At 67.6% G+C, this 20,668-nt stretch carries 18 protein-coding genes; 11 read left to right on the forward strand and 7 right to left on the reverse strand.

Annotated elements, in window-relative coordinates; all coding sequences use genetic code 11:
• The first annotated feature begins 17 nt into the window (after positions 1 to 17).
• Entirely contained in the window at positions 18 to 530 is a 513-nt protein-coding gene (locus MJ602_RS16770) for a prepilin-type N-terminal cleavage/methylation domain-containing protein (RefSeq protein WP_279236302.1), read from the forward strand.
• On the forward strand, positions 531 to 3,179 hold the full coding sequence (locus tag MJ602_RS13985) for a putative bifunctional diguanylate cyclase/phosphodiesterase (protein ID WP_243021434.1): 2,649 nt from the start codon (positions 531 to 533) through the stop codon (positions 3,177 to 3,179).
• Between the two features lie 29 nt (positions 3,180 to 3,208).
• Here the strand turns inward: MJ602_RS13985 and MJ602_RS13990 are convergent, their stop codons facing one another.
• Positions 3,209 to 3,667 (reverse strand): RidA family protein, encoded by a 459-nt coding sequence (locus MJ602_RS13990; RefSeq protein WP_162015678.1) that lies wholly within the window; start codon positions 3,665 to 3,667, stop codon positions 3,209 to 3,211.
• A 132-nt stretch (positions 3,668 to 3,799) separates the two neighbouring features.
• On the opposite strand from MJ602_RS13990, the gene MJ602_RS13995 reads away from it, so the two are divergent.
• The 3 genes from MJ602_RS13995 (at position 3,800) to MJ602_RS14005 (ending at position 9,073) form a co-directional block, all read left to right on the forward strand.
• Positions 3,800 to 6,277 (forward strand): DNA internalization-related competence protein ComEC/Rec2, encoded by a 2,478-nt coding sequence (locus MJ602_RS13995; RefSeq protein WP_243021436.1) that lies wholly within the window; start codon positions 3,800 to 3,802, stop codon positions 6,275 to 6,277.
• A gap of 376 nt (positions 6,278 to 6,653) precedes the next feature.
• Positions 6,654 to 8,120, forward strand: coding sequence for a circularly permuted type 2 ATP-grasp protein (locus tag MJ602_RS14000; RefSeq protein WP_243021438.1), 1,467 nt, complete (start codon positions 6,654 to 6,656; stop codon positions 8,118 to 8,120).
• Positions 8,114 to 9,073, forward strand: coding sequence for an alpha-E domain-containing protein (locus MJ602_RS14005; protein ID WP_243021440.1), 960 nt, complete (start codon positions 8,114 to 8,116; stop codon positions 9,071 to 9,073). The genes MJ602_RS14000 and MJ602_RS14005 overlap by 7 nt, the downstream gene beginning before the upstream one ends.
• Here the strand turns inward: MJ602_RS14005 and sigJ are convergent.
• Both sigJ and MJ602_RS14015 read right to left on the reverse strand, forming a co-directional pair.
• On the reverse strand, positions 9,039 to 9,965 hold the full coding sequence (gene sigJ / locus MJ602_RS14010; RefSeq protein WP_243021442.1) for an RNA polymerase sigma factor SigJ: 927 nt from the start codon (positions 9,963 to 9,965) through the stop codon (positions 9,039 to 9,041). The genes MJ602_RS14005 and sigJ overlap by 35 nt on opposite strands.
• Positions 9,966 to 9,971: 6 nt before the next feature.
• The gene (locus tag MJ602_RS14015; RefSeq protein ID WP_243021443.1) at positions 9,972 to 10,655 is read right to left on the reverse strand and encodes a hypothetical protein; all 684 of its coding nucleotides are present in this window, start codon (positions 10,653 to 10,655) and stop codon (positions 9,972 to 9,974) included.
• Positions 10,656 to 10,795: 140 nt separating this feature from the next.
• Between MJ602_RS14015 and MJ602_RS14020 the strand changes: the two genes are divergently transcribed.
• The 6 genes from MJ602_RS14020 to MJ602_RS14045 are packed head-to-tail and all read left to right on the forward strand — an operon-like array spanning position 10,796 to position 16,159.
• Complete coding sequence (locus tag MJ602_RS14020) at positions 10,796 to 11,407, forward strand: TetR/AcrR family transcriptional regulator (RefSeq protein WP_243021444.1); 612 nt, start codon at positions 10,796 to 10,798, stop codon at positions 11,405 to 11,407.
• Positions 11,404 to 12,555, forward strand: a complete 1,152-nt coding sequence (locus MJ602_RS14025; protein WP_243021446.1) for an efflux RND transporter periplasmic adaptor subunit — start codon at positions 11,404 to 11,406, stop codon at positions 12,553 to 12,555. The genes MJ602_RS14020 and MJ602_RS14025 overlap by 4 nt, the downstream gene beginning before the upstream one ends.
• Positions 12,552 to 13,757 carry an ABC transporter permease gene (locus MJ602_RS14030; protein ID WP_162015686.1) on the forward strand — a complete coding sequence of 402 codons (1,206 nt, stop codon included), beginning with the start codon at positions 12,552 to 12,554 and terminating at the stop codon, positions 13,755 to 13,757. The genes MJ602_RS14025 and MJ602_RS14030 overlap by 4 nt, the downstream gene beginning before the upstream one ends.
• 1 nt (position 13,758) lies before the next feature.
• On the forward strand, positions 13,759 to 14,475 hold the full coding sequence (locus MJ602_RS14035; RefSeq protein WP_243021448.1) for an ABC transporter ATP-binding protein: 717 nt from the start codon (positions 13,759 to 13,761) through the stop codon (positions 14,473 to 14,475).
• A 32-nt stretch (positions 14,476 to 14,507) separates the two neighbouring features.
• Complete coding sequence (locus tag MJ602_RS14040) at positions 14,508 to 15,998, forward strand: efflux transporter outer membrane subunit (RefSeq protein ID WP_243021449.1); 1,491 nt, start codon at positions 14,508 to 14,510, stop codon at positions 15,996 to 15,998.
• Positions 15,995 to 16,159 carry a hypothetical protein gene (locus MJ602_RS14045; protein WP_243021450.1) on the forward strand — a complete coding sequence of 55 codons (165 nt, stop codon included), beginning with the start codon at positions 15,995 to 15,997 and terminating at the stop codon, positions 16,157 to 16,159. The genes MJ602_RS14040 and MJ602_RS14045 overlap by 4 nt, the downstream gene beginning before the upstream one ends.
• Here the strand turns inward: MJ602_RS14045 and MJ602_RS14050 are convergent.
• From MJ602_RS14050 to MJ602_RS14065, 4 genes are all read right to left on the reverse strand, one after another.
• Positions 16,137 to 18,248: a TonB-dependent siderophore receptor gene (locus MJ602_RS14050; RefSeq protein ID WP_243021452.1), complete on the reverse strand. Its 2,112-nt coding sequence runs from the start codon at positions 18,246 to 18,248 to the stop codon at positions 16,137 to 16,139. The two genes, MJ602_RS14045 and MJ602_RS14050, sit on opposite strands and share 23 nt — an antisense overlap.
• A 48-nt stretch (positions 18,249 to 18,296) precedes the next feature.
• Complete coding sequence (locus MJ602_RS14055; protein ID WP_243021454.1) at positions 18,297 to 19,022, reverse strand: DUF4198 domain-containing protein; 726 nt, start codon at positions 19,020 to 19,022, stop codon at positions 18,297 to 18,299.
• An 85-nt stretch (positions 19,023 to 19,107) separates the two neighbouring features.
• Positions 19,108 to 19,335, reverse strand: coding sequence for a hypothetical protein (locus MJ602_RS14060; RefSeq protein ID WP_243021456.1), 228 nt, complete (start codon positions 19,333 to 19,335; stop codon positions 19,108 to 19,110).
• A complete protein-coding gene (locus MJ602_RS14065) occupies positions 19,332 to 20,495 on the reverse strand; it encodes a PepSY-associated TM helix domain-containing protein (protein ID WP_243021457.1) in 1,164 nt (387 codons plus the stop codon). Before MJ602_RS14065 ends, MJ602_RS14060 begins: the two co-directional genes overlap by 4 nt.
• Positions 20,496 to 20,668: the final 173 nt, after the last annotated feature.

Below are 20,668 nucleotides of genomic sequence, written 5' to 3' on the forward strand. Positions count from 1 at the left end.
GAGGCGGCGATCAGAGCATGAGCGCTTCTTCATGGGCCTCCTTTGCAGGCCACTTGCGGCACCGAAGGAGGGCGAGGCAACGCGGCGGGATGCGGACCCTGGGCGTCACCTTGGTGGAGTTGATGATTGCGGTGGCATTGGTCGGCTTGTTGGCCGCCATTGCGGTGCCCAGCTACGAGTCCTATCTGCGCAAGGCCAAGATCGCTGCGGCCAAGAAGGACATTCTGGAAATCAGCCTGCGGCTGGATCGGGTGTTCATGGCCGTGGGCGCCTACCCCGCCAGTCTTGCCGCTTTGGGCAGCGTGCCCCTGGATCCCTGGGGCGCGCCCTACCGATACCTATCCATGGATGGTGCGACGGTTGGCCAAAAGCGCAAGGACAAGTCCTTGCACCCCCTCAACAGTGATTACGACCTCTACAGCATGGGACCCGATGGCGCCAGCCAGACCGCGCTGACGGCAAAGGCCAGCCGCGATGACATCATCCGTGCCAACAACGGTGGCTTTGTTGGGGTGGCAGAGGATTATTGAATGCGCTGGAGTGCGGCAAGCACCTTTCTGCAAAGCCGCGTGGGACGCAGGCTCTTTGCTGCCTTCTTCTTTCTGGTGGCAGTATTGGTGGGGGCTGTCTCCCTGTTGGCCTACCAACTGACCGATTACATCGTGCGTCAGTCGGCCTCGCAGCTGAGCAGCGAAATGACCAAGGCGGTGGGCATCAACCTGATCGACCGGCTGCGCGCTGCCGAGAGCCTTCTGCGTATCCATGCGCAAAGTCTGGCTGCAGGCACCCCATCGACCGCACTGAGCGAGCGGATGGCCGTGGTTTTTTCCAATGTGCGCGTGGAAGCTTCGGCCTCGGTATTGCCTGTGGGAAAGGGTGCGTTGGCTTCGCTCCGCGTGCAGGACGGTGATGTGCCAGACACGCCGCCCGCAGTGGAACTGGTGGTGCCGATGGAGTCATGGCGGGTGCACGGCACGCTCAACGCCGAGTACCTGTGGGAAAACGCGCAGTCCGGCACCCATCGGATCTGTTTCTCCGGTGCTGGTTTTGCGCGGCCCTACTGCCAGGGCGTGCAGGAGACAGGCGCGGCGGTGATCCGCAGTGAACGCGAGATCTTCTTCCGCCCGTACCTCGATACGCCTTCCTGGACAGTGACGGCCATGCTGGCACCGAGCGTGGAGCGCCATCTGCCCATCGGGACTGCGGCCCTGGTGGGCAATGTGGCAGGCATCGCCTTTTTGCTGGCCCTGGCCGCCAGTTCGGTCCTGCTGCGCAAGCTGACCCAGCCGCTGGATGCCTTGATGTCGGGAACGCGTGCGATGCAGCGTGGCGATTTCAGCCGCAGGGTGCGCATTGCCGGGCCGCGCAGCGAATTCACCGACTTGGCGGATTCCTTCAACGCCATGACCGAGGAGGTGGGGCATGACCTTCAGTTGTTCCAATTGCTCGCGCAAATGGACCGGGCCATCGTGGACCAGCGCCCCTTTGAGGAGGTAGTGCGGCTGACGCTGGCGCATCTGGACATGGCCGCCTGTGGTGGTGCGGCCTGCGTGGTGCAATGGCCAGACGGTGAGCCATCCCCCTGGGCGCTGGCCCTTCTGCCGGATGGGACGCTGGAACGCCGCCCCGCCACCGCCCCCGGTGGCGGTGGGCATGCCGGGGGGCCTCACACGGGGGCCCTTGCTGGCCAGCCCTGGGTGGACCTGCCGGTGGCGCAGACGCAGACCCAGCGGGTGTGGCTGCGTGTGGCCCGGGTTCCGGTGGCGCCCGAGCGGGCTGTGCGCGAACTGGGCGCCTTTCGCCAGCGGCTGGCCGTGGCGCTGCATGCCGAACAGCGCGAGCAGCAATTGCGCGAGCGTGCCACCCGTGACAGCCTGACCGGTTTGCTCAATCGATACGGGCTGGTGGAGACCATCGACCAACTGGCCACGCAATACGGCGCGCAGGCACAGGACAGCGCCGCGGGCTTTGCCGTGGTGTACATGGACCTGGATGGGTTCAAGGAGATCAACGATGCCTATGGTCACGATGTGGGCGACAGTGTGCTCAAGGAGGTTGCTGCGCGGCTGCTGCATTGCATGGGGGCCAGTGCCTTGGCCATAGGGCGGCCTGCGGGTGACGAATTTGTCTTTGTGCTGCCCGCCGATGCCAGTCGCAGCTATCGCGGCACCATCGATGCCGTCATGCAGGCGGTACGCCAGCCTGTGGTGGTGCCGCCGCGCAAGCTCCATCTGACCGCGAGTTTTGGCATGTCCCTGTTCCCCGAGCATGGCAGCACGCATGCAGACCTGCTCAAGTATGCCGATCTGGCCATGTACAGCGCCAAGAGTTCCGGTCGCCACATGCTGGTGGAGTTCGACCACGCACTCAATGCAGAGCTGGACGAACGCATGCTGCTGCGGCGCGACCTGCGCCATGCGTTGGCAGACGGACAGATGTTTGTGGTGTTCCAGCCGCGCGTGGCGGGTACCCATGGCCAGATCGCTTCGGTCGAGGCCTTGCTGCGCTGGCGTCACCCGGACAAGGGGTTCGTCTCGCCCGAGATCTTCATTGCCCTGGCGGAGGAGTCGGAGTTCATTCTCGAACTGGGGCGCTGGGTGCTGCGCCAGGCGCTTGGGCAATTCCAGCAGTGGCGCAGCATCCCGAACCATCCGGTGCGCCATCTGTCCGTCAATCTTTCACCCTTGCAGTTGGCCGATCCTGCGCTGCCTGCGCAACTGCAGGCCCTGTTGGAGGAGTTCCACATCCAGCCCGGTGAACTGGAACTGGAAATCACCGAGGGCGCGCTCATTCGCGATGTCGATACCGCCGTCGAGCGCCTGGCCGCATTGCGTGCGCTGGGTGTGGCCATTGCGCTGGACGACTTCGGTGTGGGCTACTCGGCCATGAGCTACCTGAGCCAACTGCCGTTCGACACCCTCAAGATCGACAAGAGCTTTGTGTTTGCCTTCGGGGTGGAGCGCCCTGCGCTGGCCATTGCCACCGCGATCGTCGCCTTGGCCAAGGCGCTCGACAAGCGCGTGGTGGCGGAAGGGGTGGAGACCCCCGAGCAGGCGGCACTGCTGCAGGGGCTGGGGGTGGATGAACTGCAGGGCTACCTCTTTGGCAAGCCGCAGACGGCAGCCGAACTGGAAGCCCTTCTGGCCGTCACCCCGCAGCCGTCCCGCACGGCGCCTTAGCCACTTGCCACCCTGGGGTGTCGTGGGTCTCAGCCCAGTTCCGCAATCAGCTCGATCTCGACGCACGCACCCAGCGGAATCTGGGCCACGCCAAAGGCGCTGCGTGCGTGCACACCGGCTTCGCCGAAGACCTGGCCCAGCAGCTCGCTGGCACCGTTGGTCACCAGGTGCTGCTCGGTGAAGTCGCCGGTGGAGTTGACCAGGCTCATCACCTTGACGATGCGCTTGACGCGGTTCAGGTCGCCGCCGCAGGCCGCCTGCAGCGTGCCCATCAGGTCGATGGCCACGGAGCGTGCGGCCAGCTTGCCTTCTTCGGTGCTGATATCGCGGCCAAACTGCGCAGCCCAGGGCTTGCCGTCCTTGCGCGCGATGTGGCCGCTCAGAAACACCAGGTTGCCTGTCTGCACGTAGGGCACGTAGGCTGCGGCGGGCACGCTCACGGGGGGCAGGGTGATGTTCAGTTCGGAAAGCTTGTCGTAAACGCTCATGGGGTACCTCGGGTAAGACAGAACAAAGGGCAATGCCGCTCCAGCGGGGGCGGGCTGCTGGGCATGGTACACAGGCCTGGCCGTGGCGGCACGCCTTTGGGCAGGGCTTTCATGCGGCATTAGCATCTGCGCATGGAGCACTCCGTCGTCCCACCGCACCAGGTTCCTGTGCTTGAGGCCGCCACTGTACCCAGGGCGTGGCACGGCACGGCCCTGTGCGCCGGGGTGGTGGTGGGTGTTCTTGTCCAGTTGCAGCAGCCGCAACTGGGTGCCGCCCCGGTGTACCTGGCGGTGGCTTTGCCGGGACTGCTGTGGTGCATGGTGCAACTGGCGGGTCGGCGTGGGGGCCGCGCCTCCTGGTTCTGGGCCTTGCTGGCGGCGGCCAGCCTGGCGTTTGCCGCCACTGGCCTGCGCGCCCTGCAGCAGCAGGCGCAGCAGCTCGGTGCCGATTTGCAGGGCAAGGACCTGCGCATCGTCGGCACCCTGGCTGCCATGCCCCAGCCCACGTCCAACGGGGTGCGCCTGCGCGTGGCGGTCGAGTCCGCCACGTTCAACGGTCAGCCCGTGCGCCTGCCCGCGCGGGTGGACCTGGGCTGGTACCACGGCGTGCTGCAGGAGTCGGCCGACAGCGCGCAGCCGCAGCGCCTGAGCGGCGACCTGCGTGCGGGCGAGCGCTGGGCGCTCACGGTGCGCCTCAAGCAGCCCCATGGCGCGCGCAACCCGCAGGGGTTTGACTACGAGCTGTGGTTGTGGGAGCAGGGCGTGGGCGCCACCGGCTACGTGCGCGCAGGCCCGCGCGACGAGGTGCCGCAGCGCCTGGCGCACACCTGGCGCCACCCGGTGGAACGCGTGCGCCAGGCGGTGCGTGACGCCATTTTTGACTACCTGGCCCCCGACGCCACCGATGCGCAGCAGCAGCGCCTGGCGGGTGTGGTGGCGGCCTTGGTCACCGGGGATCAGCGCGCCATCGAGCGCAGCGAGTGGGATCTGTTCCGCACCACCGGCGTGTCGCACCTGATGAGCATCTCGGGCCTGCACATCACGCTGTTTGCCTGGCTCGCCGCTGCGGCGGTGGGTGCTGCCTGGCGCCGCTCGCAGCGCCTGTGCCTGGCGTGGCCTGCACCCTCGGCGGCGCTGGTGGGCGGCTTGCTGCTGGCGGGGCTGTACGCGCTGTTCAGCGGCTGGGGTGTGCCCGCGCAGCGCACGGTGGCCATGCTGGCCACAGTGGTGCTGCTGCGCCTGTCGGGGCGGCGCTGGCCCTGGCCGCAGGTGTGGTTGCTGGCTTGCGCGGTGGTGGCGCTGGCCGACCCCTGGGCCTTGCTGCAGCCGGGGTTCTGGCTCAGCTTTGTAGCGGTTACGGCATTGTTTGCTAGCAATTTGATAGCTTTTGGCGCTTATTCCACGGGTGTTAAAGGCCATTTTGTTGCAATGCTGCGCCAGCAGGCCGTGGTGACGCTTGTGCTCACGCCGCTGGGCCTGCTGTTCTTTGGGCAGGTGTCGCTGGTAGGCATGGTGGCCAACCTGCTGGCCATACCGTGGGTCACGCTGGTGGTTACGCCGCTGGCCTTGGCCGGGGTGCTGTGGGCGCCGCTGTGGCAGGCCGCACTGTGGGCGGTGCAGGGTTTGGTGGCGGTTTTGCAGTGGCTTGCGGCGTGGCCAGCGGCATCGCTGTGGTTGCCTGTGGCGCCCTGGGGGGTGGGCGTGGCGGCGGTGCTGGGCGGCTTGTGGATGGTGCTGCGACTGCCTTGGGCGCTGCGCCTGTTGGGGCTGCCTTTGTTGCTGCCGGTGCTGCTGTGGCAGCCTGCGCGTCCGCTGGAGGGGCAGTTCGATCTGCTGGCTGCCGACGTAGGCCAGGGCAATGCGGTGCTGCTGCGCACGGCCACGCACAGCCTGCTGTACGACACCGGCCCGCGCTACAGCCTGGACAGCGATGCGGGCGACCGCGTACTGGTGCCCTTGCTGCGCGCACAGGGCGAGCGGCTGGACCTGATCATGCTCAGCCACCGCGACAGCGACCACACCGGGGGCGCCGCCGCCGTGCGGGCGCAGCAACCCCAAACGCGACTGGTGGGCTCTGTGGCCGGTGATGCCGCGCTGCAGGTCCTGGGCGAAATCAGCCCCTGCGTGGCAGGCCAGCAGTGGACCTGGGATGGCGTGCAGTTCGAGCTGCTGCACCCGCCTGCCGCCAGCCCGCCTGAAGGCACCAGACCGGCGCGCAGCAACGCCCTCAGTTGCGTGCTGCGCGTGCGCAGTGCGGGCGGCGCCGTGGCGCTGCTGGCGGGCGACATCGAGGCCGCGCAGGAACAACTGCTGGTGGCCCAGGCAGCGCCACTGCAGGCTGACGTGCTGCTGCTGCCCCACCACGGCAGCAAGACCTCGTCGAGCCCCGCCTTCCTCGATGCCGTGCAGCCGCGCACCGCGTTGGTGCAGGCCGCCTACCGCAGCCGCTTTGGGCACCCGGCCCCTGAAGTGCTGGCACGCCTGCAGGCGCGCGGCATTGCCGTGGTGGAGTCGGCGCGTTGCGGTGCGGCGCTCTGGGCGTCGCGCCAGCCCGCCGAGGTGCGCTGCGAGCGCCAAGAGCGCCCGCGCTACTGGCAGCACCGCTGGTAGTCCCCGACGCTGCCTATATAGGCGGCCCCCCGCCAGTGCTCCCGCGCAAGGGCCGCCCCGCCGCGCCGGGAACGTCCCCCCTCTCCCCCGACCCCTCCCCCGCGAGGGGGGAGGGGAGGTGTGACCCCCTCTCCCCTGGTGGGAGAGGGGGCTCCGAAGGCGATAAGGGGTGTGTTCTACATCCTCGATCGCATGCACGGGGCGTGGCCCGGCCAGGGCTCCCGCGCAAGGGCCGCCCCGCCGCGCTGGGAGCGTCCCCCCTCCCGAATCGCGCAGCGATTCGAGAGAGGGGGGAAGGCGCGAAGCGACGCAGGGGGGTGTTCTCTATCCTGTGGCCCGCAACTTGCTATCCTGCTGGCAAGGAGGGGCCAGGCCCATGTCCAAGTTCGACGAGATGTACGCCCTGCTGCCGTTCGACGGCAGTGATGTGCGTGAGCACTACAAGCGCTACGCGCACTGGCTGGCGCAGCAGCCCGCGCAGTCCATGCAGTCCCGCCGCGCCGAGGCGGAGATGATCTTCCGGCGCGTGGGCATCACCTTTGCCGTGTACGGCGACAAGGATGAGGAGGGCGTGGGCAGCGAGCGCCTCATTCCGTTTGACCTGGTGCCACGCATCATCCCTGCGGCTGAATGGGCCTGGATGGAGCGCGGCCTGGTGCAGCGCGTGACGGCGCTCAACCGCTTTTTGCACGACCTGTACCACGGTCAGGACATTCTGCGTGCAGGCATCGTGCCCGCCGAGCTGGTGCTGCACAACGCCCAGTACCGCACGCAGATGCAGGGTGCGCCCGTGCCCCACGGTGTGTACGCGCACATTGCGGGCATCGACATCGTGCGTGCCGCCAACGCCCAGGGCGAAGGCCAGTACTACGTGCTGGAAGACAACCTGCGCGTGCCCAGCGGCGTGAGCTACATGCTGGAAAACCGCAAGATGATGATGCGGCTGTTCCCCGAACTGTTCAGCCAGCACGCCGTTGCGCCCGTGGCCCATTACCCCGACCTGTTGCTGGAAACCCTGCGCGCCATGGCGCCGCCCGCTGCCGCTGCGGCGCCCACGGTGGTGGTGCTCACGCCGGGCATGTACAACAGCGCGTACTTCGAGCACGCCTTCCTCGCCCAGCAAATGGGCGTCGAATTGGTGGAAGGGCTGGACCTGGTGGAGCAGGACGATTTCATCTACATGCGCACCACGCGCGGCCTGCGGCGCGTGGACGTGATCTACCGCCGCGTGGACGACGACTTCCTCGATCCGCAGGTTTTCCGCAGCGGCTCCACCCTGGGCTGCGCCGGGCTGATGCGCGCCTACCGTGCGGGCAACGTGGCCCTGTGCAACGCCGTGGGCACGGGCGTGGCGGACGACAAATCGGTCTATCCCTACGTGCCCGAGATGATCCGCTTCTACCTGGGCGAAGAGCCCCTCCTGCACAACGTGCCCACCTGGATGTGCCGCAAGCCCGAAGACCTGCAGTACGTGCTGGCCCACCTTGGCGAACTGGTGGTCAAGGAAGTGCACGGCGCCGGGGGCTACGGCATGCTCATCGGCCCGGCCGCGACGCGCGCCGAGATCGAGGATTTCCGCCGCGCTCTGGTGGCCGACCCGGCGCGCTACATCGCGCAGCCCACGCTGAGCCTGTCGAGCTGCCCCACCTTCGTGGACAGCGGCCTGGCGCCGCGCCACATCGACCTGCGGCCCTTTGTGCTGTCAGGCACCAAGGTGCAGATGGTGGCGGGCGGCCTCACGCGCGTGGCGCTCAAGGAGGGCTCGCTCGTCGTCAACTCCTCGCAGGGCGGGGGTACCAAGGACACCTGGGTGTTGCAGGAAGAAGGGAGCACGCCATGCTGAGCCGCACCGCTGACCATCTGTTCTGGATGTCGCGTTACACAGAAAGAGCGGAGAACACCGCCCGGATGTTGAACGTGGTCCATGAGACCGCGCTGCTGCCTCAGTCGGCCGAGCGCGCCCAGGAGGGCTGGCTGGGCATGCTCTCGATCAGCGAGTTGATCCCCGCCTACACCGCGCGCCACGGCACCGTTACGCGCGACGGGGTGCTGCACTTCATGGTGCGCGACGGCTCCAACCCCTCGTCCATCCTCTCCTGCCTGCGCGCCGCCCGCGAGAATGCCCGTGCCGTGCGCGGCACGCTCACCAGCGAGGTGTGGGAGACGCAGAACCAGACCTGGCTGGAGGTCAACCGCATGCTGGCCGAGGGCGCCTTCGAGCGCGATCCGGGCCAGTTCTTCGAGTGGGTCAAGTACCGTTCGCACCTCTCGCGCGGTGTGACGCTGGGCACCATGCTGCAGGACGAGGCCTTCCACTTCCTGCGCCTGGGCACTTTCCTGGAGCGTGCCGACAATACTGCGCGTCTGCTGGACGTGAAGTTCCATGCCGTGGAGTCCGAATTCCATGGCTTGGCCCCCGCGCGCGAGCACGAGGCGGACTTCTACCACTGGAGTGCCGTGCTGCGCAGCGTCTCGGCGTTCGAGGTCTATCGCAAGGTGTACCGCGACGCCATCAGCCCCGACCGCGTGGCCGAACTGCTCATTCTGCGCAGGGACATGCCGCGCTCGCTGCACGCCAGCCTGCGCGAGGTCGTGGACAACCTGGCCCAGGTGTCCAACGACCATTCGGCAGAGACACAGCGCCGCGCCGGGCGTCTGCTGGCCGATCTGCAGTACGGCCGCATCGATGAAATCCTGGCCACGGGCCTGCACGCGTTCCTGACGCAGTTTCTGGACCGCGTCAACGACCTGGGCGCGGGCGTCAGCCGCGACTTCCTGGTGCCGGTGTGGTCGTGAGGGCGGCCAGCTTCTGCGGGTTGCGCTGGAAGTAAATGCCACGCACCCGGCCCTGGGTGTCCCATTCCAGGGCGCAGGCCTGTTCCAGCACGCCCTGGGCATTCCACAGCAAGGCGCCTGGGGCGCCGTTCACCCATGCGGGGTGCAGCGCCTGGGCACCGGCATCGCGCTGCCAGGTACGGGCAAACGCCACCAGGGCCTGTGCCACGCGATCGCGCCCGAGCAGCGGCGCCGGTATCGCACAGACCACGCCGCCGCCGTCGCTGCACAGGCGCACGTCCTGTGTCAGCAACTCTGCCAGGGCCCCCAACTCGCCGCTGGCCAGGGCCTGTGCAAAGGCTTCCAGCAGGGCCTGCATGCGGGTGTCCGCAGGTGCTGCGGCAGTGTCTTCTGCACCGTAGCCCTGCGCCTGCAATTGCTTGCGTGCACGGCTGGACAACTGGCGGCATGCAGCACTGCTGCGCCCCAAGGTTTGCGCCACCTCATCGAAGGGTTGCTCGAACACATCGTGCAGCACAAAGGCGGCGCGCTCCAGCGGGCTGAGCTGCTGCAGCGCCCACATGAACCCCAGGCTCAGTTGCTGGTAGTGGCCCAGCACGGTCTCGGGGTTGGGTGCGCCGTAGCTGTGGTGCGCCTCGTCCACGATGGGCTCGGGCAGCCACAGTCCCACGTACTGTTCACGGCGCGCGCGGGCGCTTTGTAGCAGGTCCAGGCACAGGTGTGTGGTCGCGCGGCACAGGTAGGCCAGCGGGTCCTCCACCTGGGCCTGGTCGGCAGCCTGCCAGCGCAGCCAGGCGTCCTGCACCACGTCTTCGGCCTCGCTGCGTGAACCGAGCATGCGGTAGGCCAGCGCGCGCAGGCGGGGGCGGTGGGCTTCAAAGTCGCGGGGCATGGCGGATTACACCCCAAAGCTTGCCCGGTAGGCGGATGGCACCTGCACCGGCACCACCCAGCCCGCCAGCAGCGCCACCAGCACTGCGGCACACGCCATGCCCGCCACCGCCACTGCACAGGCCGCGCGGCGTTGCTGCGCCGCCGTGCGGTGTGCGAGCCGCCACCACAGCGCGCAGGCCAGGTGGATGCCCAGCGCGCTCACGCCCACAAAGTAGTACGGGGCAAAAAACCACCCGAAGGGCGCGATATGCAGACCCGCCGCCGCAAAGTGGAAGTTGGTGTCCAGGCCCTGCAGCCAGCGTCCTGCCAGCACTGCGCTGACATGGATGGACAGAAAACTCCCCAGCACCAGGCCGGAGAGCACCTGGATGCGCTCCACCGTCCCCAGCCGCTTGGGCGCGCGCCAGGCACCCCAGGCAGCGCGGCTGCCCGAGGCCGCCTGGCTCAGCACGGCCAACAGCAGCACAGGTTCCACCCACGGGTGGCGGTAAATCCATCGGAGCACCTCCAGCACCTGTTGGTGGGTGGCCACTCCGCCCAGAGCGGTCAGGTGGTTGAGCAGGTGCAGCAGCACGAAAGCCACCAGAACGCGGGCGCCCAGGCGGTGCAGGCGCCGGTGCCAGGGGGTGGCGGGAGTGTGGCCCAGCGGGGGCTGTGCGGGCAGTGTCAGGGGTGGAGGTGTGTTCATACCTCCAAGACGACGCAGCCTGTGCCTTTGTGACATGGGCGGCAGCGGGCGCTGACCACCCTGAGCATAGGGTCACCGGATTTGGCGTTGACAGGATGAAACGCGCTTCATAAGATAGTAATAAGTTACTTACTTTTGCAATGAGCACACGCAGCAAATACCTTTCGGCGGACGATAGGCGTGCCGCCACCGTCGAGGCGGTGATTGAACTGGCGGCCAACCACGCGCCCGGTGAGATCACGACCACCACGATTGCGCAGCACATGGGGGTGACCCAGGGGGCACTGTTCAAGCACTTTCCCACCAAGGACGCCATTCTGGAGTCGGTGGTGCAGTGGGTGGCCCAGCGGCTCATGTCCCGCATAGACGCCGTGGTGCTGGGGGCGCCGAGCGCCGGCAGCGCCTTGCAGGCCATGTTCATGGCGCACACCGCGTTCGTGAGCGAGCATCCGGGCGTACCGCGCCTGTTGTTCGGGGAACTTCAGCGGGCCGGTTCGACCACGCCCAAGCGCTTGGTGGCCGCACTGCTGCGCGAATATGCCGAGCGCCTGCGCACCTTGCTGGAGCGCGGTCGGGACAGCGGCGAGCTGGATGCGCACCTGGACATCGAGGCTGCCGCCACCCTGTTTGTCGGCTCCATCCAGGGCCTCGTCATCCAGGCCTTGTTTGCGGGGGATGTGCAGGCCATTCAGCGCAACGCGCCCGGAGTGTTCGCCACCTATCTGCGTGGCATTTCCCGAGGTACACCATGAGCAAGCTCCCGCTGAGCCGTCGCGCTTTGTCCATCCTGGCCGTGCTGGTGCCGCTGGCCTTCGTTCTGGGCTATGTGGCCCTGCGTTCCGGGCCCCTGGCGCCTGTGGCCGTCACGGTGGTGCAGGTGGAGTCGAAGGCGTTGCGCCCGTCCCTGTTTGGCGTGGGCACGGTCGAGGCGCGCCAGCTGTACCGCCTGGGGCCGGTGGCGCCGGGGCGCCTGCTGCGCCTGTCGGTGCAGGTGGGCGATACCGTCAAGGCCGGTCAGGTGCTGGGCGAAATGGACCCCGTGGACAGCGACGACCGCCTGCGCTCGCAGCAGGCGCAGGTGCAGCGCGCCGCCGCCGCCGTGGCCGACACCACGGCGCGCCATGCTTTTGCCCAGCAGCAGGCCCGGCGCTACGAGCAACTTTTTGCCGAAAAGGCCACCAGCGAGGAATTGTTGGCCGCACGCCGCCAGGACTTGCAGTTGGCCAGTGCGGCACTGGCGGCGGCACGCGAAGACCAGGCCCGCGCCCAGTCCGATCTGCAGGCACTGCGCACGCAGCGCGCCAGTCTGCGCCTGGTGTCGCCGGTGGACGGCCTGGTTACCGCGCGCGACGCCGAGCCCGGCACCACCCTCGTGGCTGGACAGATGGTCGTCGAGGTGGTCGATCCGACATCGCTCTGGGTCAACACGCGCTTTGACCAGGTCAGTGCCGCAGGCCTGGCGGCGCAGCAGCCCGCGCAGGTGGCGTTGCGCTCGCGCCGGGCGCAGACCTTGGCTGGGCAGGTGCTGCGCCTGGAGCCGCGTGCCGACGCGGTGACCGAGGAGCTGCTGGCCAAGGTGGTTTTTTCCACGGTGCCGCAGCCCCTGCCGCCCATTGGCGAACGCGCCGAGGTGACGGTGGATCTGCCCGAACTGGCGCAGGGGCCTGTCGTTCCCAATGCCGCCGTGCAGCGCCAGGGCACGCAGATCGGCGTATGGGTGGCCCAGGGTGACCGCCTGGACTTTGTGCCGGTGGTGCTGGGGCGTTCGGATCTGGAGGGGCGGGTGCAGGTGCTCAAGGGGCTTGCGCCCGGTGACTCCATCGTGCTCTACAGCGAAAAGGCGCTGACCGCACGTTCGCGCATCCATGTGGTCGAGCGCATCCCTGGAGTGTCCTCGTGATCAGCCTGGCGGGGCGCGACATTGCCCACGCCTGGGGCAAGTTCGTTTTCACCGGCCTGGGCCTGGGCCTGTTGCTGGGCGTGACCTTGGTGATGGCAGGCGTGTACCGTGGCATGGTGGACGATGGCAAGGCCTTGCTGGACAACAGCGGCGCCGATCTCTGGGTGGTGCAGCGTGACACGCTGGGCCCCTATGCCGAGCCGTCGAGCATTCCGGACGACACCGAGCGCGCCCTGCGTGCCATGCCTGGGGTGGCCGAGGCAGCCAATGTGACCTACCTCACCATGCAGGTGCGCCAGGGGGGACGGGACGTGCGCGCGATGGTGGTGGGCATTGTGCCGGGCGATGCCTGGGGCTCGCCGGGCTGGCCACCGGCGCTGGTGGCGGGGCGACGCGTCACGCGTGGCCATTACGAGGCCATGGCCGATGTGGCTACGGGCTTTCGGCTGGGCGACACGCTGCGCATTCGCCGCAACAGCTACACCGTTGTCGGCCTGACGCGCCGCATGGTCTCCTCCAGCGGCGACCCCATGGTGTTCATCCCCCTGAAGGATGCGCAGGAAGCCCAGTTCCTCAAGGACAACGACGCCATTGTGCAGAACCGCCAGCGCACTGCTGCCAACCCGGCATTCAACCGGCCGGGCGTGCCGGGTCTGTTGTCGGCCATCCAGGCATCGCAGACAAGCAGCAACACCGTGAACGCCGTACTCGTTCGCTTGCTTCCCGGCGCCCATGCCGACGAGGTGGCCGATGCCGTGCGCCGCTGGAAGCGCCTGACGGTCTATACCCGCGCCGAGATGGAAGGCATCCTGATCGGCAAGCTCATCGCCACCTCGGCCAAGCAGATCGGCATGTTTTTGGTCATCCTGGCGGCGGTCAGTGCGGCCATCGTGGCCTTCATCATCTACACCCTGACCATGGACAAGATCCGCGAGATCGCGGTGCTCAAGCTGATCGGCACGCGCAACCGCACCATTGCCTCCATGATTCTTCAGCAGGCCCTGGCGCTGGGGCTCATCGGGTTTGCGGTGGGCAAGATCACGGCCACCTTTGCTGCGCCACTGTTTCCCAAATACGTGTTGCTGGTGCCGCAGGATTCGCTGGCCGGGCTGGCCATCGTGCTGGTGATTTGCGCGCTCGCCAGCGTGATCGCCATCCGCATGGCCTTGCGCGTGGACCCGGCCGAGGCCATTGGGGGATGACATGAACGGCAACGGCATCCGCATCGAAGGCCTGCGCAAGCGCTACGGCAGCGGGGACACGGCGGTGGATGCGCTCAAGGGCGTAAACATGCAGGTCGCTCCGGGCGAAGTGGTGGGCCTCATCGGCCCTTCGGGCTCGGGCAAGAGCACGCTGCTCAAATGCCTGGGCGCCGTGATCGACCCCACCGCCGGGCGTATGACGCTGGGCCAGGAGGTCATCTACGACGAGGGCTGGAAGGTGGACGACCTGCGGGCCCTGCGGCGCGACCGCATCGGCTTTGTCTTCCAGGCACCGTACCTGATCCCTTTTCTGGACGTGACCGACAACGTCGCGCTGCTGCCCATGCTGGCGGGCATGCCCAACGCCCATGCGCGCTCGCGCGCGCTGGAACTGCTCACGGCGCTGGACGTGCAGCACCGTGCCAAGGCCATGCCCTCGCAGCTTTCCGGGGGCGAGCAGCAGCGCGTGGCCATTGCGCGTGGCCTGGTCAACCACCCGCCGGTGATCCTGGCCGACGAGCCCACGGCACCGCTGGACAGCGAGCGCGCGATGGCCGTGGTGCGCATCCTCAACGACATGGCGCAGCGCTACCAGACGGCCGTCATCGTGGTCACGCACGACGAAAAAATCATCCCTATATTCCGGCGGATTTACCACATCCGTGACGGCGTCACGCACGAAGAAGCGGGCGAAGGCCGCAGCATCGAAGCCGCATGACGCTCCCTGCGCATCCACAAGGACTTAGGCCCATGCAACAACCCCTCCGTTCTGCCCTGGGGGCACTGACAGCTGCGCTGGCGCTGGCCGGTTGCGCATCGGCGCCGCCCTACGAGGCCCCGCCGCCGCCCTCAGTGGCGGGCTATACCGTCAGTCCGCTGGCCATTCCCACCGCATCGGCCCCAGTTCTGCATGGGCTGGCGCAGCAATGGGTGGAGGGCGCCGTGGAGGGCGCATGGTGGAGGGCACTGGGCTGCGGCGCACTCGATGCACTGGTGGACGAGGCCCTGAACGCCAGCCCCACACTGGCCGCAGCCCAGGCCGTGCTGACCCAGTCGCGCGAGTTGTACGCTGCCCAGGCTGGCGCCACGCAACTGCCCCAGTTGGATCTGGGCCTGGGCGCGCAGCGCCAGCAGATCAGCCCCAGCGCCCAGGGTCTGGCAGGCGATACGCGCGAGTTCAGCCTGTATGGTGCCAGCGTGGGCGTGCGCTACCGCTTCGATATGGGTGGTGGCATCGACAGCAGCCTGCGCGCAGCGGCAGCACGCGCCGATGTGCGGCAACATGAGCTGGCAGCGGCGCGCCACGCCCTGGCGGCCAACCTGGCCACTGCCGCCATCACACGCGCCCGGCTGGCGGCCCAGATCGAATCGCTGTCGGCGATCCTGCGCACCCAGCAATCCCTGGTCGATCTTGCCCAGGTGCGTACGCGCCTGGGCCATGCGGCCCCCGACGAAGTGAGCGCCCTCACGGCCCAGGCCGAGCAGACCCGCGCCGCGCTGCCCCCCTTGCGCAAGCAATTGCAGCAGACCGAGCACCTGCTGGCGGTGCTGGCCGGACGCCCCCCGGGGCAGGGTGTGCCGGTCTTCACACTGGAAGACTTCCGCTTGCCTGAGCGCCTGCCGGTCACCGTGCCTTCCGAGTGGGCACGCCGCCGGCCCGACATCCAGGCGGCCGAAGCGGCGCTGCGGGCCGCACATGGCGATCTGGGCGTTGCCATCGCGCGGCAATACCCCCAGTTCACCCTGAGCGCCAGCCTGGGCAGCCAGGCTCTGACGACGTCCGCCCTGTTCGGTGGCGGCGCAGCGGTCTGGAGCGTGCTGGGTCAGATCAGCCAGCCCCTGTTCAATGCCAGCCTGCCTGCAGAGCGGCGCGCAGCGCAGGCCGCGCTGGAGGCCGCCACCGCCAGCTATCAGCGCGTGGTGCTCGAGGCGCTGCGCAACGTGGCCGACGCGCTCAGCGCCGTGGAGCAGGATGCGCAGACCCTGGCGGCCCTGGCGCGCAGCGCCCAGGCCGCCCAGGAGCAACACCGTGTGGTCGTGAGCCAGCACAGGGCAGGCGCCGCCAGCCCCGTGCAACTGCTGGTGGCGGATCAGGTGCTGCTGCAGGCGCGCAGCAACCTGGCTGCCGCACAGGCACAGCGCTTGCTGGACACCGTGGCGCTGGGCGCTGCGATGGCGGGTGACCACGCACCCCGGCAGGATGCCCAGGTTTCCCTTCGCAACCCACAGGAGTCACGATGACATCTTTCCGGTATGCCGCAGGCCAGATGGCGGTTCACTGGCTGGCTGCTGCGGTAGTGCTTTTTCTGCTGCTGACCGGCACCCTGGTGCTGGAAGATACGCCCAATACCGCCCACCTTCGGCCCTGCGTCACAGCGCTCAGAACCGGTAGCGCGCGGTGAGCGACGCGTTCAGCCGTTCGCCGTACCCGCAATCCATGTTGGGGCCGCGGCACCACGAGACGTACTGTTTGTCCGCAAGATTCTTGATGTTGAGCCGGAAATCCCAGTTCCCGGTGGCGTAGCCGACCATGGCGTCGTACAGTGCCACAGAGGGAACCACGGGCGCGCCGCCATTGCCGGTGAGGTCGCCGATGTAGCGCCCGCCCAGGCCCACGCGCCAGCCGCCAGCGAAGTGGTATTCGACCCATGCCGAGGCCGTGGCTTCGGCAATGGCGCTCAGGCGCTTGCCGGTGGCCGGGTTCACGGCGTCCATCCGGGTGTAGTTGGCCAGCAGGTCCCAGGCGCCGGTGCGGTGGCGTGCCTCGAGCTCCCATCCCTGGATGGCCGCTCCGATCTGCTCGCGCCCGCCGGGGGTGCTTCCGTCCACCACGCGGTTTTTTTGCTCGATGTCGAACCAGGCGAGGGCTGCAGAGGTTTTGCCGTTGGGCGCCAGGTACTTCAGGCCAATTTCCTTCTGCATGCCGGTCGTGGGCTTGAGGTAGCTGGCAGCGGCCGTGCCGTCCGTTCCCAGGTTGGGCACAAAGGAGTTGGACAGGCTGGCATAGGGTGCCAGGCCTGCGGCAAACTGATACATCAGGCCCAGGCGGCCTGTGGTGGCCGTGTTTTTGACCACGGTGTTGGGGGTAGCGAGGTTGAGCACCTGGTTGCGCGCCTGATCGTGCCGTACGGCGCCCGAGACGATCCAGGGGCCCCAGGTGATGTGGTCGGTGGCATAGATGCCGGTTTGAACGATCTTGTTGTCCGGGCGATCGGCCAGGGGCAGGCGGGAGAGGTTCAGCGCGCCCACCGACCCATACACCGGGTTGTACACGTTGAAGCTGCCCACGCCCGACTGGCTGAAGTAGTTGAACTCCTCCCACAGGGCATTTTGGTAGTCCACGCCCACACCCACCTGGTGCTGGATGGGGCCTGCCTGCAGCGTGCCTTCCAGCCGCAGGTCGGTGCCCAGAACATCGGTCTTGCGGTCTGCCGCGTGCACGGTGCGCGAGATGTTGCCCGCCGCCGTGGGGATGGGGCCCACGGAGGTGTAGATCTCGCGCGTGACGCTGGAGGACTGGGTCTTGCGCAGCGCGCCGACCAACTTCCAGGCGGGTGTCAGGCGCTGGTCCCAGTTCAGGCTCAGTTCGTTCTTGCGCGTCTCGTAACGGTCCCAATCGGGCTCTCCGGCAAAGCGGTTGCTGGGGATGGTGCCCAGCGGTGCCGCTCCCAGCGTGCCCTGGTAGGGCAGAAACTGCGAGGACACCTTGGAGTCATTTTGCTGGTGCACCAAACTGGCGCTGACACGCGTGTCGGCATGGGGCTGCCACTGGAGCGATGGCATCAGCACCAGCGCGTCGTCGTTGACGTAATCCACCTGCGTGCTGCTCTTGCGACCCAGTGCCACCAGGCGGTAGAGCAGGGTCTGGTCCGCGTTCAGCGGCCCGGTGAAGTCGGCTGCCAGTTGCCTGCGGTTGTGCGAGCCCAGTTGCAACTCGATTTCGCGGGAAGGGGCCTTCTGGGGCTGCTTGCTCACCACGTTGACGATGCCACCCAGTTCTGCCTGGCCGTACAGAGCCGAAGACGGGCCCTTGAGCACCTCGACGCTCTCCAGCGTGTAGATCTCCGGGCGCACGTTGTTGTAGTAACCGAACAGGCTGCGCAGGCCGTCCTGGTACATCGACGGCGACAGGCCACGCACCGCTGCCCAGTCGCCCCGCGTGTCAAAGCCATAGCGCCCGGCGTACACGCCAGCGCTGTAGAGCAAGGTGTCCTCCACCGTCTTGGCGCCCGCTTCGCGCATCTGCTCCACGCGGATGACGGACATGGCAAACGGTGTTTCATGCACCGTTGCGGGGCTTTTGCCCACGGTGGCCGATTGGTTCTGGGTCACCACCGTGTCGGATGTGGGCGCGGTCTTGACCGTGACGGTGGGCAGTGCAGTGTCCGCTGAGTTACCTTGCTGCGCCCAGGCGGATGGGGCGAGCAGCAGGGCGATGGCGGTGCCCAGTGGGGCTAGCGGAAAGGGGAAAGAGGTGCGTCGTGTTGGCATGGTGAGAAGAAGTTGGCAAGGCAATGAAAGAGGTGCGCAGTGGGCCAATCAATGGCTCTTGGTGGGCGGCTCGGGCAGTGCTGGCGAGTCCAGGCCGTCCCTTTGCACAAAGCTCAGCGTGGTCACATAGCTCGCCTCGGCATAGGGCTTGCCCTGTGCTTCGCCTGCCGATTTGTCGGTGTGCTTGACCTCGGCCACATATTGGCCCTTCCAGGGCAGGGCAAAGGTCACGGTGCCGTCTTCGGCGCTGTTCTGGCTGCGCGACCAGCCCGAAGGCGCCACCATCTCCACTGCCACCTTGGCCAGCGGCGTGCCGTTGAACAAGGCCTTGAACTCGCCGGGTTTGCCCGTGGGCACTAGGTCCAGCGCCTGGGGGCGGGGCTCGACCGCCTGGCTGGCGTGGGCCACCCAGCGTGCAGCGGGCACCCACAGCAGGGCGGGCAGGTTGCGCTTGCTGCGGTCGATCACCGGGTAGGCGGCTGTGGCGAACAGGCTCTGCGCGTCGGCCTGCGCGCTGGCCACAAAGGCGTCCTTGCCCAGCGTGCTGGGCAACTGCGTGCTGCCCGCGCTGCTGCGCTGCTCCAGCGTGGGGGCGGCCAGGAACTTGTCCAGCGCACCCGGTGAGGTCTCGCGCAGGTTCATGTGGTATTCGCCAAAGCGCAGGCGGGCCTGGCCGTCGGTGTTTTCAATCCACACTTGGTGGGCGTGCGCGGCGCTGGCGCACAAGGCCAACAGGGTGACGCCAAGGCGGGTGCGGCGGGGTGTGAGATGCATGGTGTGTTTCCTTTGGGGGGCTAAAAAATCAAGAAATGCTATAAAAACAATAGCTGCTTGCGCTTATATATAAAGCGCTAGAAGCCTATTTGGTTTGTTTTTCCTGTGTTGAGGGCTGTGGGTGCGAAGAGGGCTTGGGCCGCCAGGCAAACCAGGCCATGGCCAGCGTTGGAAGGCCCAGCCCCACCCAGGACCACAAGTCGCCCCAGGTGTCGGACACCAGGGCGGTGGCCAGTCCGGTCGAGGTCAGCAGGCCCATGGCGATGGGGCCCGGCCAGGTGCGGTGCGCGCGGTGTGCAGCGGCGGCTTTCATGGGTGGCCCTCCAGCGATTCCGTGGCGGGCAGGGCGGTGCTGGGCACCGGGGTGCTGCGCGCCGCCGCCGCGCCCTTGCGCAGCCAGAGGTAAAGGCCGCTGCCCAGCACCACGATGGTGGCAACGTCCAGCAGTGCCCACAGAATCTTCATCGGCATGCCGCCGTAATCGCCAAAGTGCAGCGGCTGGGACACCAGCAGCGCCGTCAGGTACCAGGGCAAGGCGGGGGTAGCGGTGACCGCGGCGCTGCGGGCGTCCACCAGCACCGGCTGTAGCAGGCGCGAGGTCAGCGGCGTGGTGCCGCGCAGGAACACGGTGTAGTGGTGTGGGCTGGAGAACGCCGTTCCGGGCGTGGCGATGAAGCCGAACTTCATGCCGGGCGCCTGTGCCTGCGCCGCTTCCAGCACACGCTGCATGGGGGCGCGTTCGCCTGCGGGCACGGTGGGCTGGCCTTGGTAAGGTGCCAGCAGGCTGGAGAGACGGTCGTACTGCCAGTACTTGACGAGCAGATCGGCCCAGGTGTTGACCATGCCCGTGGCGCCCACCACCAGGGCCCACACCAGGGTGATGATGCCCAGCATGTTGTGCAGATCCAGCCAGCGCAGCCGGGGAGACTGCGTGCGCCGAACCTCACCAAAGGCCAGGCGGCGCATGAAGGGCGCGTACAGCACCACGCCGGTCACGATGGCCACCAACAGCAGCAGACCCATCAGGCCCAGGAACAGCTTGCCCGGCAGGTCGGCAAACAGATCCACGTGCAGGCGAAACATCACGTACATGAAGCCTTCGTTCACCGGCCTGCGCGAGAGGATGTCGGTGCTGCGCGCATCCACGGCCACAGACTTGAAGTCGTTGGTCGGCTCTGGCGTGGGGGTGAGGGTGACGAACCAGACCTTGTCGTCGTCGGCCTGCGAAACAAACTGCACCACCCGTTCTGGGTACAGGGCCTGGGCCTTGGCCAGCACGGAATCCAGGTTTGCGCGCGGGGTGTCGCCCGGCATGGTCGGGGCCTCCACCTCGGTGCCCAGCAGGTGGCCGATTTCGTGGTGAAAGATCAGCGGCAGGCCGGTAAGGCACAGCAGCAGCATGAACATGGTGCAAACCAGGCTGGACCACTTGTGGGCCCAGCTCCAGCGGCGCAGAGCGGCAGATGAAAGCATGGCATGGTGCGCCCGTACCACCCGCTTGCGGGCGCAGGCGCCGCCGTGCGTCTGCGAGCGCGCCTTGGGCAAGGCTGCGCGGCAGTAGGCAGGGTTGGGTGCACCAGCGCCTTTCGCAACCAGGCGCACCGCAGCGCGTGGGTTGAATCGATAGGCCTGCGCTGGCGGTGGTG

The sequence above is a fragment of the Simplicispira sedimenti genome (assembly GCF_022760965.1).
Lineage (GTDB): Bacteria > Pseudomonadota > Gammaproteobacteria > Burkholderiales > Burkholderiaceae_C > Simplicispira > Simplicispira sedimenti.

Bases quoted from the DNA above. Each gene is read 5' to 3' on its own strand.
- MJ602_RS16770 (WP_279236302.1), top strand. From the start codon at position 18: ATGAGCGCTTCTTCATGGGCCTCCTTTGCAGGCCACTTGCGGCACCGA.
- MJ602_RS14040 (WP_243021449.1), top strand. From the start codon at position 14,508: ATGCAACAACCCCTCCGTTCTGCCCTGGGGGCACTGACAGCTGCGCTG.
- MJ602_RS14060 (WP_243021456.1), bottom strand. From the start codon at position 19,335: ATGAAAGCCGCCGCTGCACACCGCGCGCACCGCACCTGGCCGGGCCCC.
- MJ602_RS13995 (WP_243021436.1), top strand. From the start codon at position 3,800: ATGGAGCACTCCGTCGTCCCACCGCACCAGGTTCCTGTGCTTGAGGCC.
- MJ602_RS14065 (WP_243021457.1), bottom strand. From the start codon at position 20,495: ATGCTTTCATCTGCCGCTCTGCGCCGCTGGAGCTGGGCCCACAAGTGG.
- MJ602_RS14035 (WP_243021448.1), top strand. From the start codon at position 13,759: ATGAACGGCAACGGCATCCGCATCGAAGGCCTGCGCAAGCGCTACGGC.
- MJ602_RS14020 (WP_243021444.1), top strand. From the start codon at position 10,796: ATGAGCACACGCAGCAAATACCTTTCGGCGGACGATAGGCGTGCCGCC.
- MJ602_RS13990 (WP_162015678.1), bottom strand. From the start codon at position 3,667: ATGAGCGTTTACGACAAGCTTTCCGAACTGAACATCACCCTGCCCCCC.
- MJ602_RS14045 (WP_243021450.1), top strand. From the start codon at position 15,995: ATGACATCTTTCCGGTATGCCGCAGGCCAGATGGCGGTTCACTGGCTG.
- MJ602_RS14005 (WP_243021440.1), top strand. From the start codon at position 8,114: ATGCTGAGCCGCACCGCTGACCATCTGTTCTGGATGTCGCGTTACACA.
- sigJ (WP_243021442.1), bottom strand. From the start codon at position 9,965: ATGCCCCGCGACTTTGAAGCCCACCGCCCCCGCCTGCGCGCGCTGGCC.
- MJ602_RS14015 (WP_243021443.1), bottom strand. From the start codon at position 10,655: ATGAACACACCTCCACCCCTGACACTGCCCGCACAGCCCCCGCTGGGC.
- MJ602_RS14000 (WP_243021438.1), top strand. From the start codon at position 6,654: ATGTCCAAGTTCGACGAGATGTACGCCCTGCTGCCGTTCGACGGCAGT.
- MJ602_RS13985 (WP_243021434.1), top strand. From the start codon at position 531: ATGCGCTGGAGTGCGGCAAGCACCTTTCTGCAAAGCCGCGTGGGACGC.
- MJ602_RS14050 (WP_243021452.1), bottom strand. From the start codon at position 18,248: ATGCCAACACGACGCACCTCTTTCCCCTTTCCGCTAGCCCCACTGGGC.
- MJ602_RS14025 (WP_243021446.1), top strand. From the start codon at position 11,404: ATGAGCAAGCTCCCGCTGAGCCGTCGCGCTTTGTCCATCCTGGCCGTG.
- MJ602_RS14055 (WP_243021454.1), bottom strand. From the start codon at position 19,022: ATGCATCTCACACCCCGCCGCACCCGCCTTGGCGTCACCCTGTTGGCC.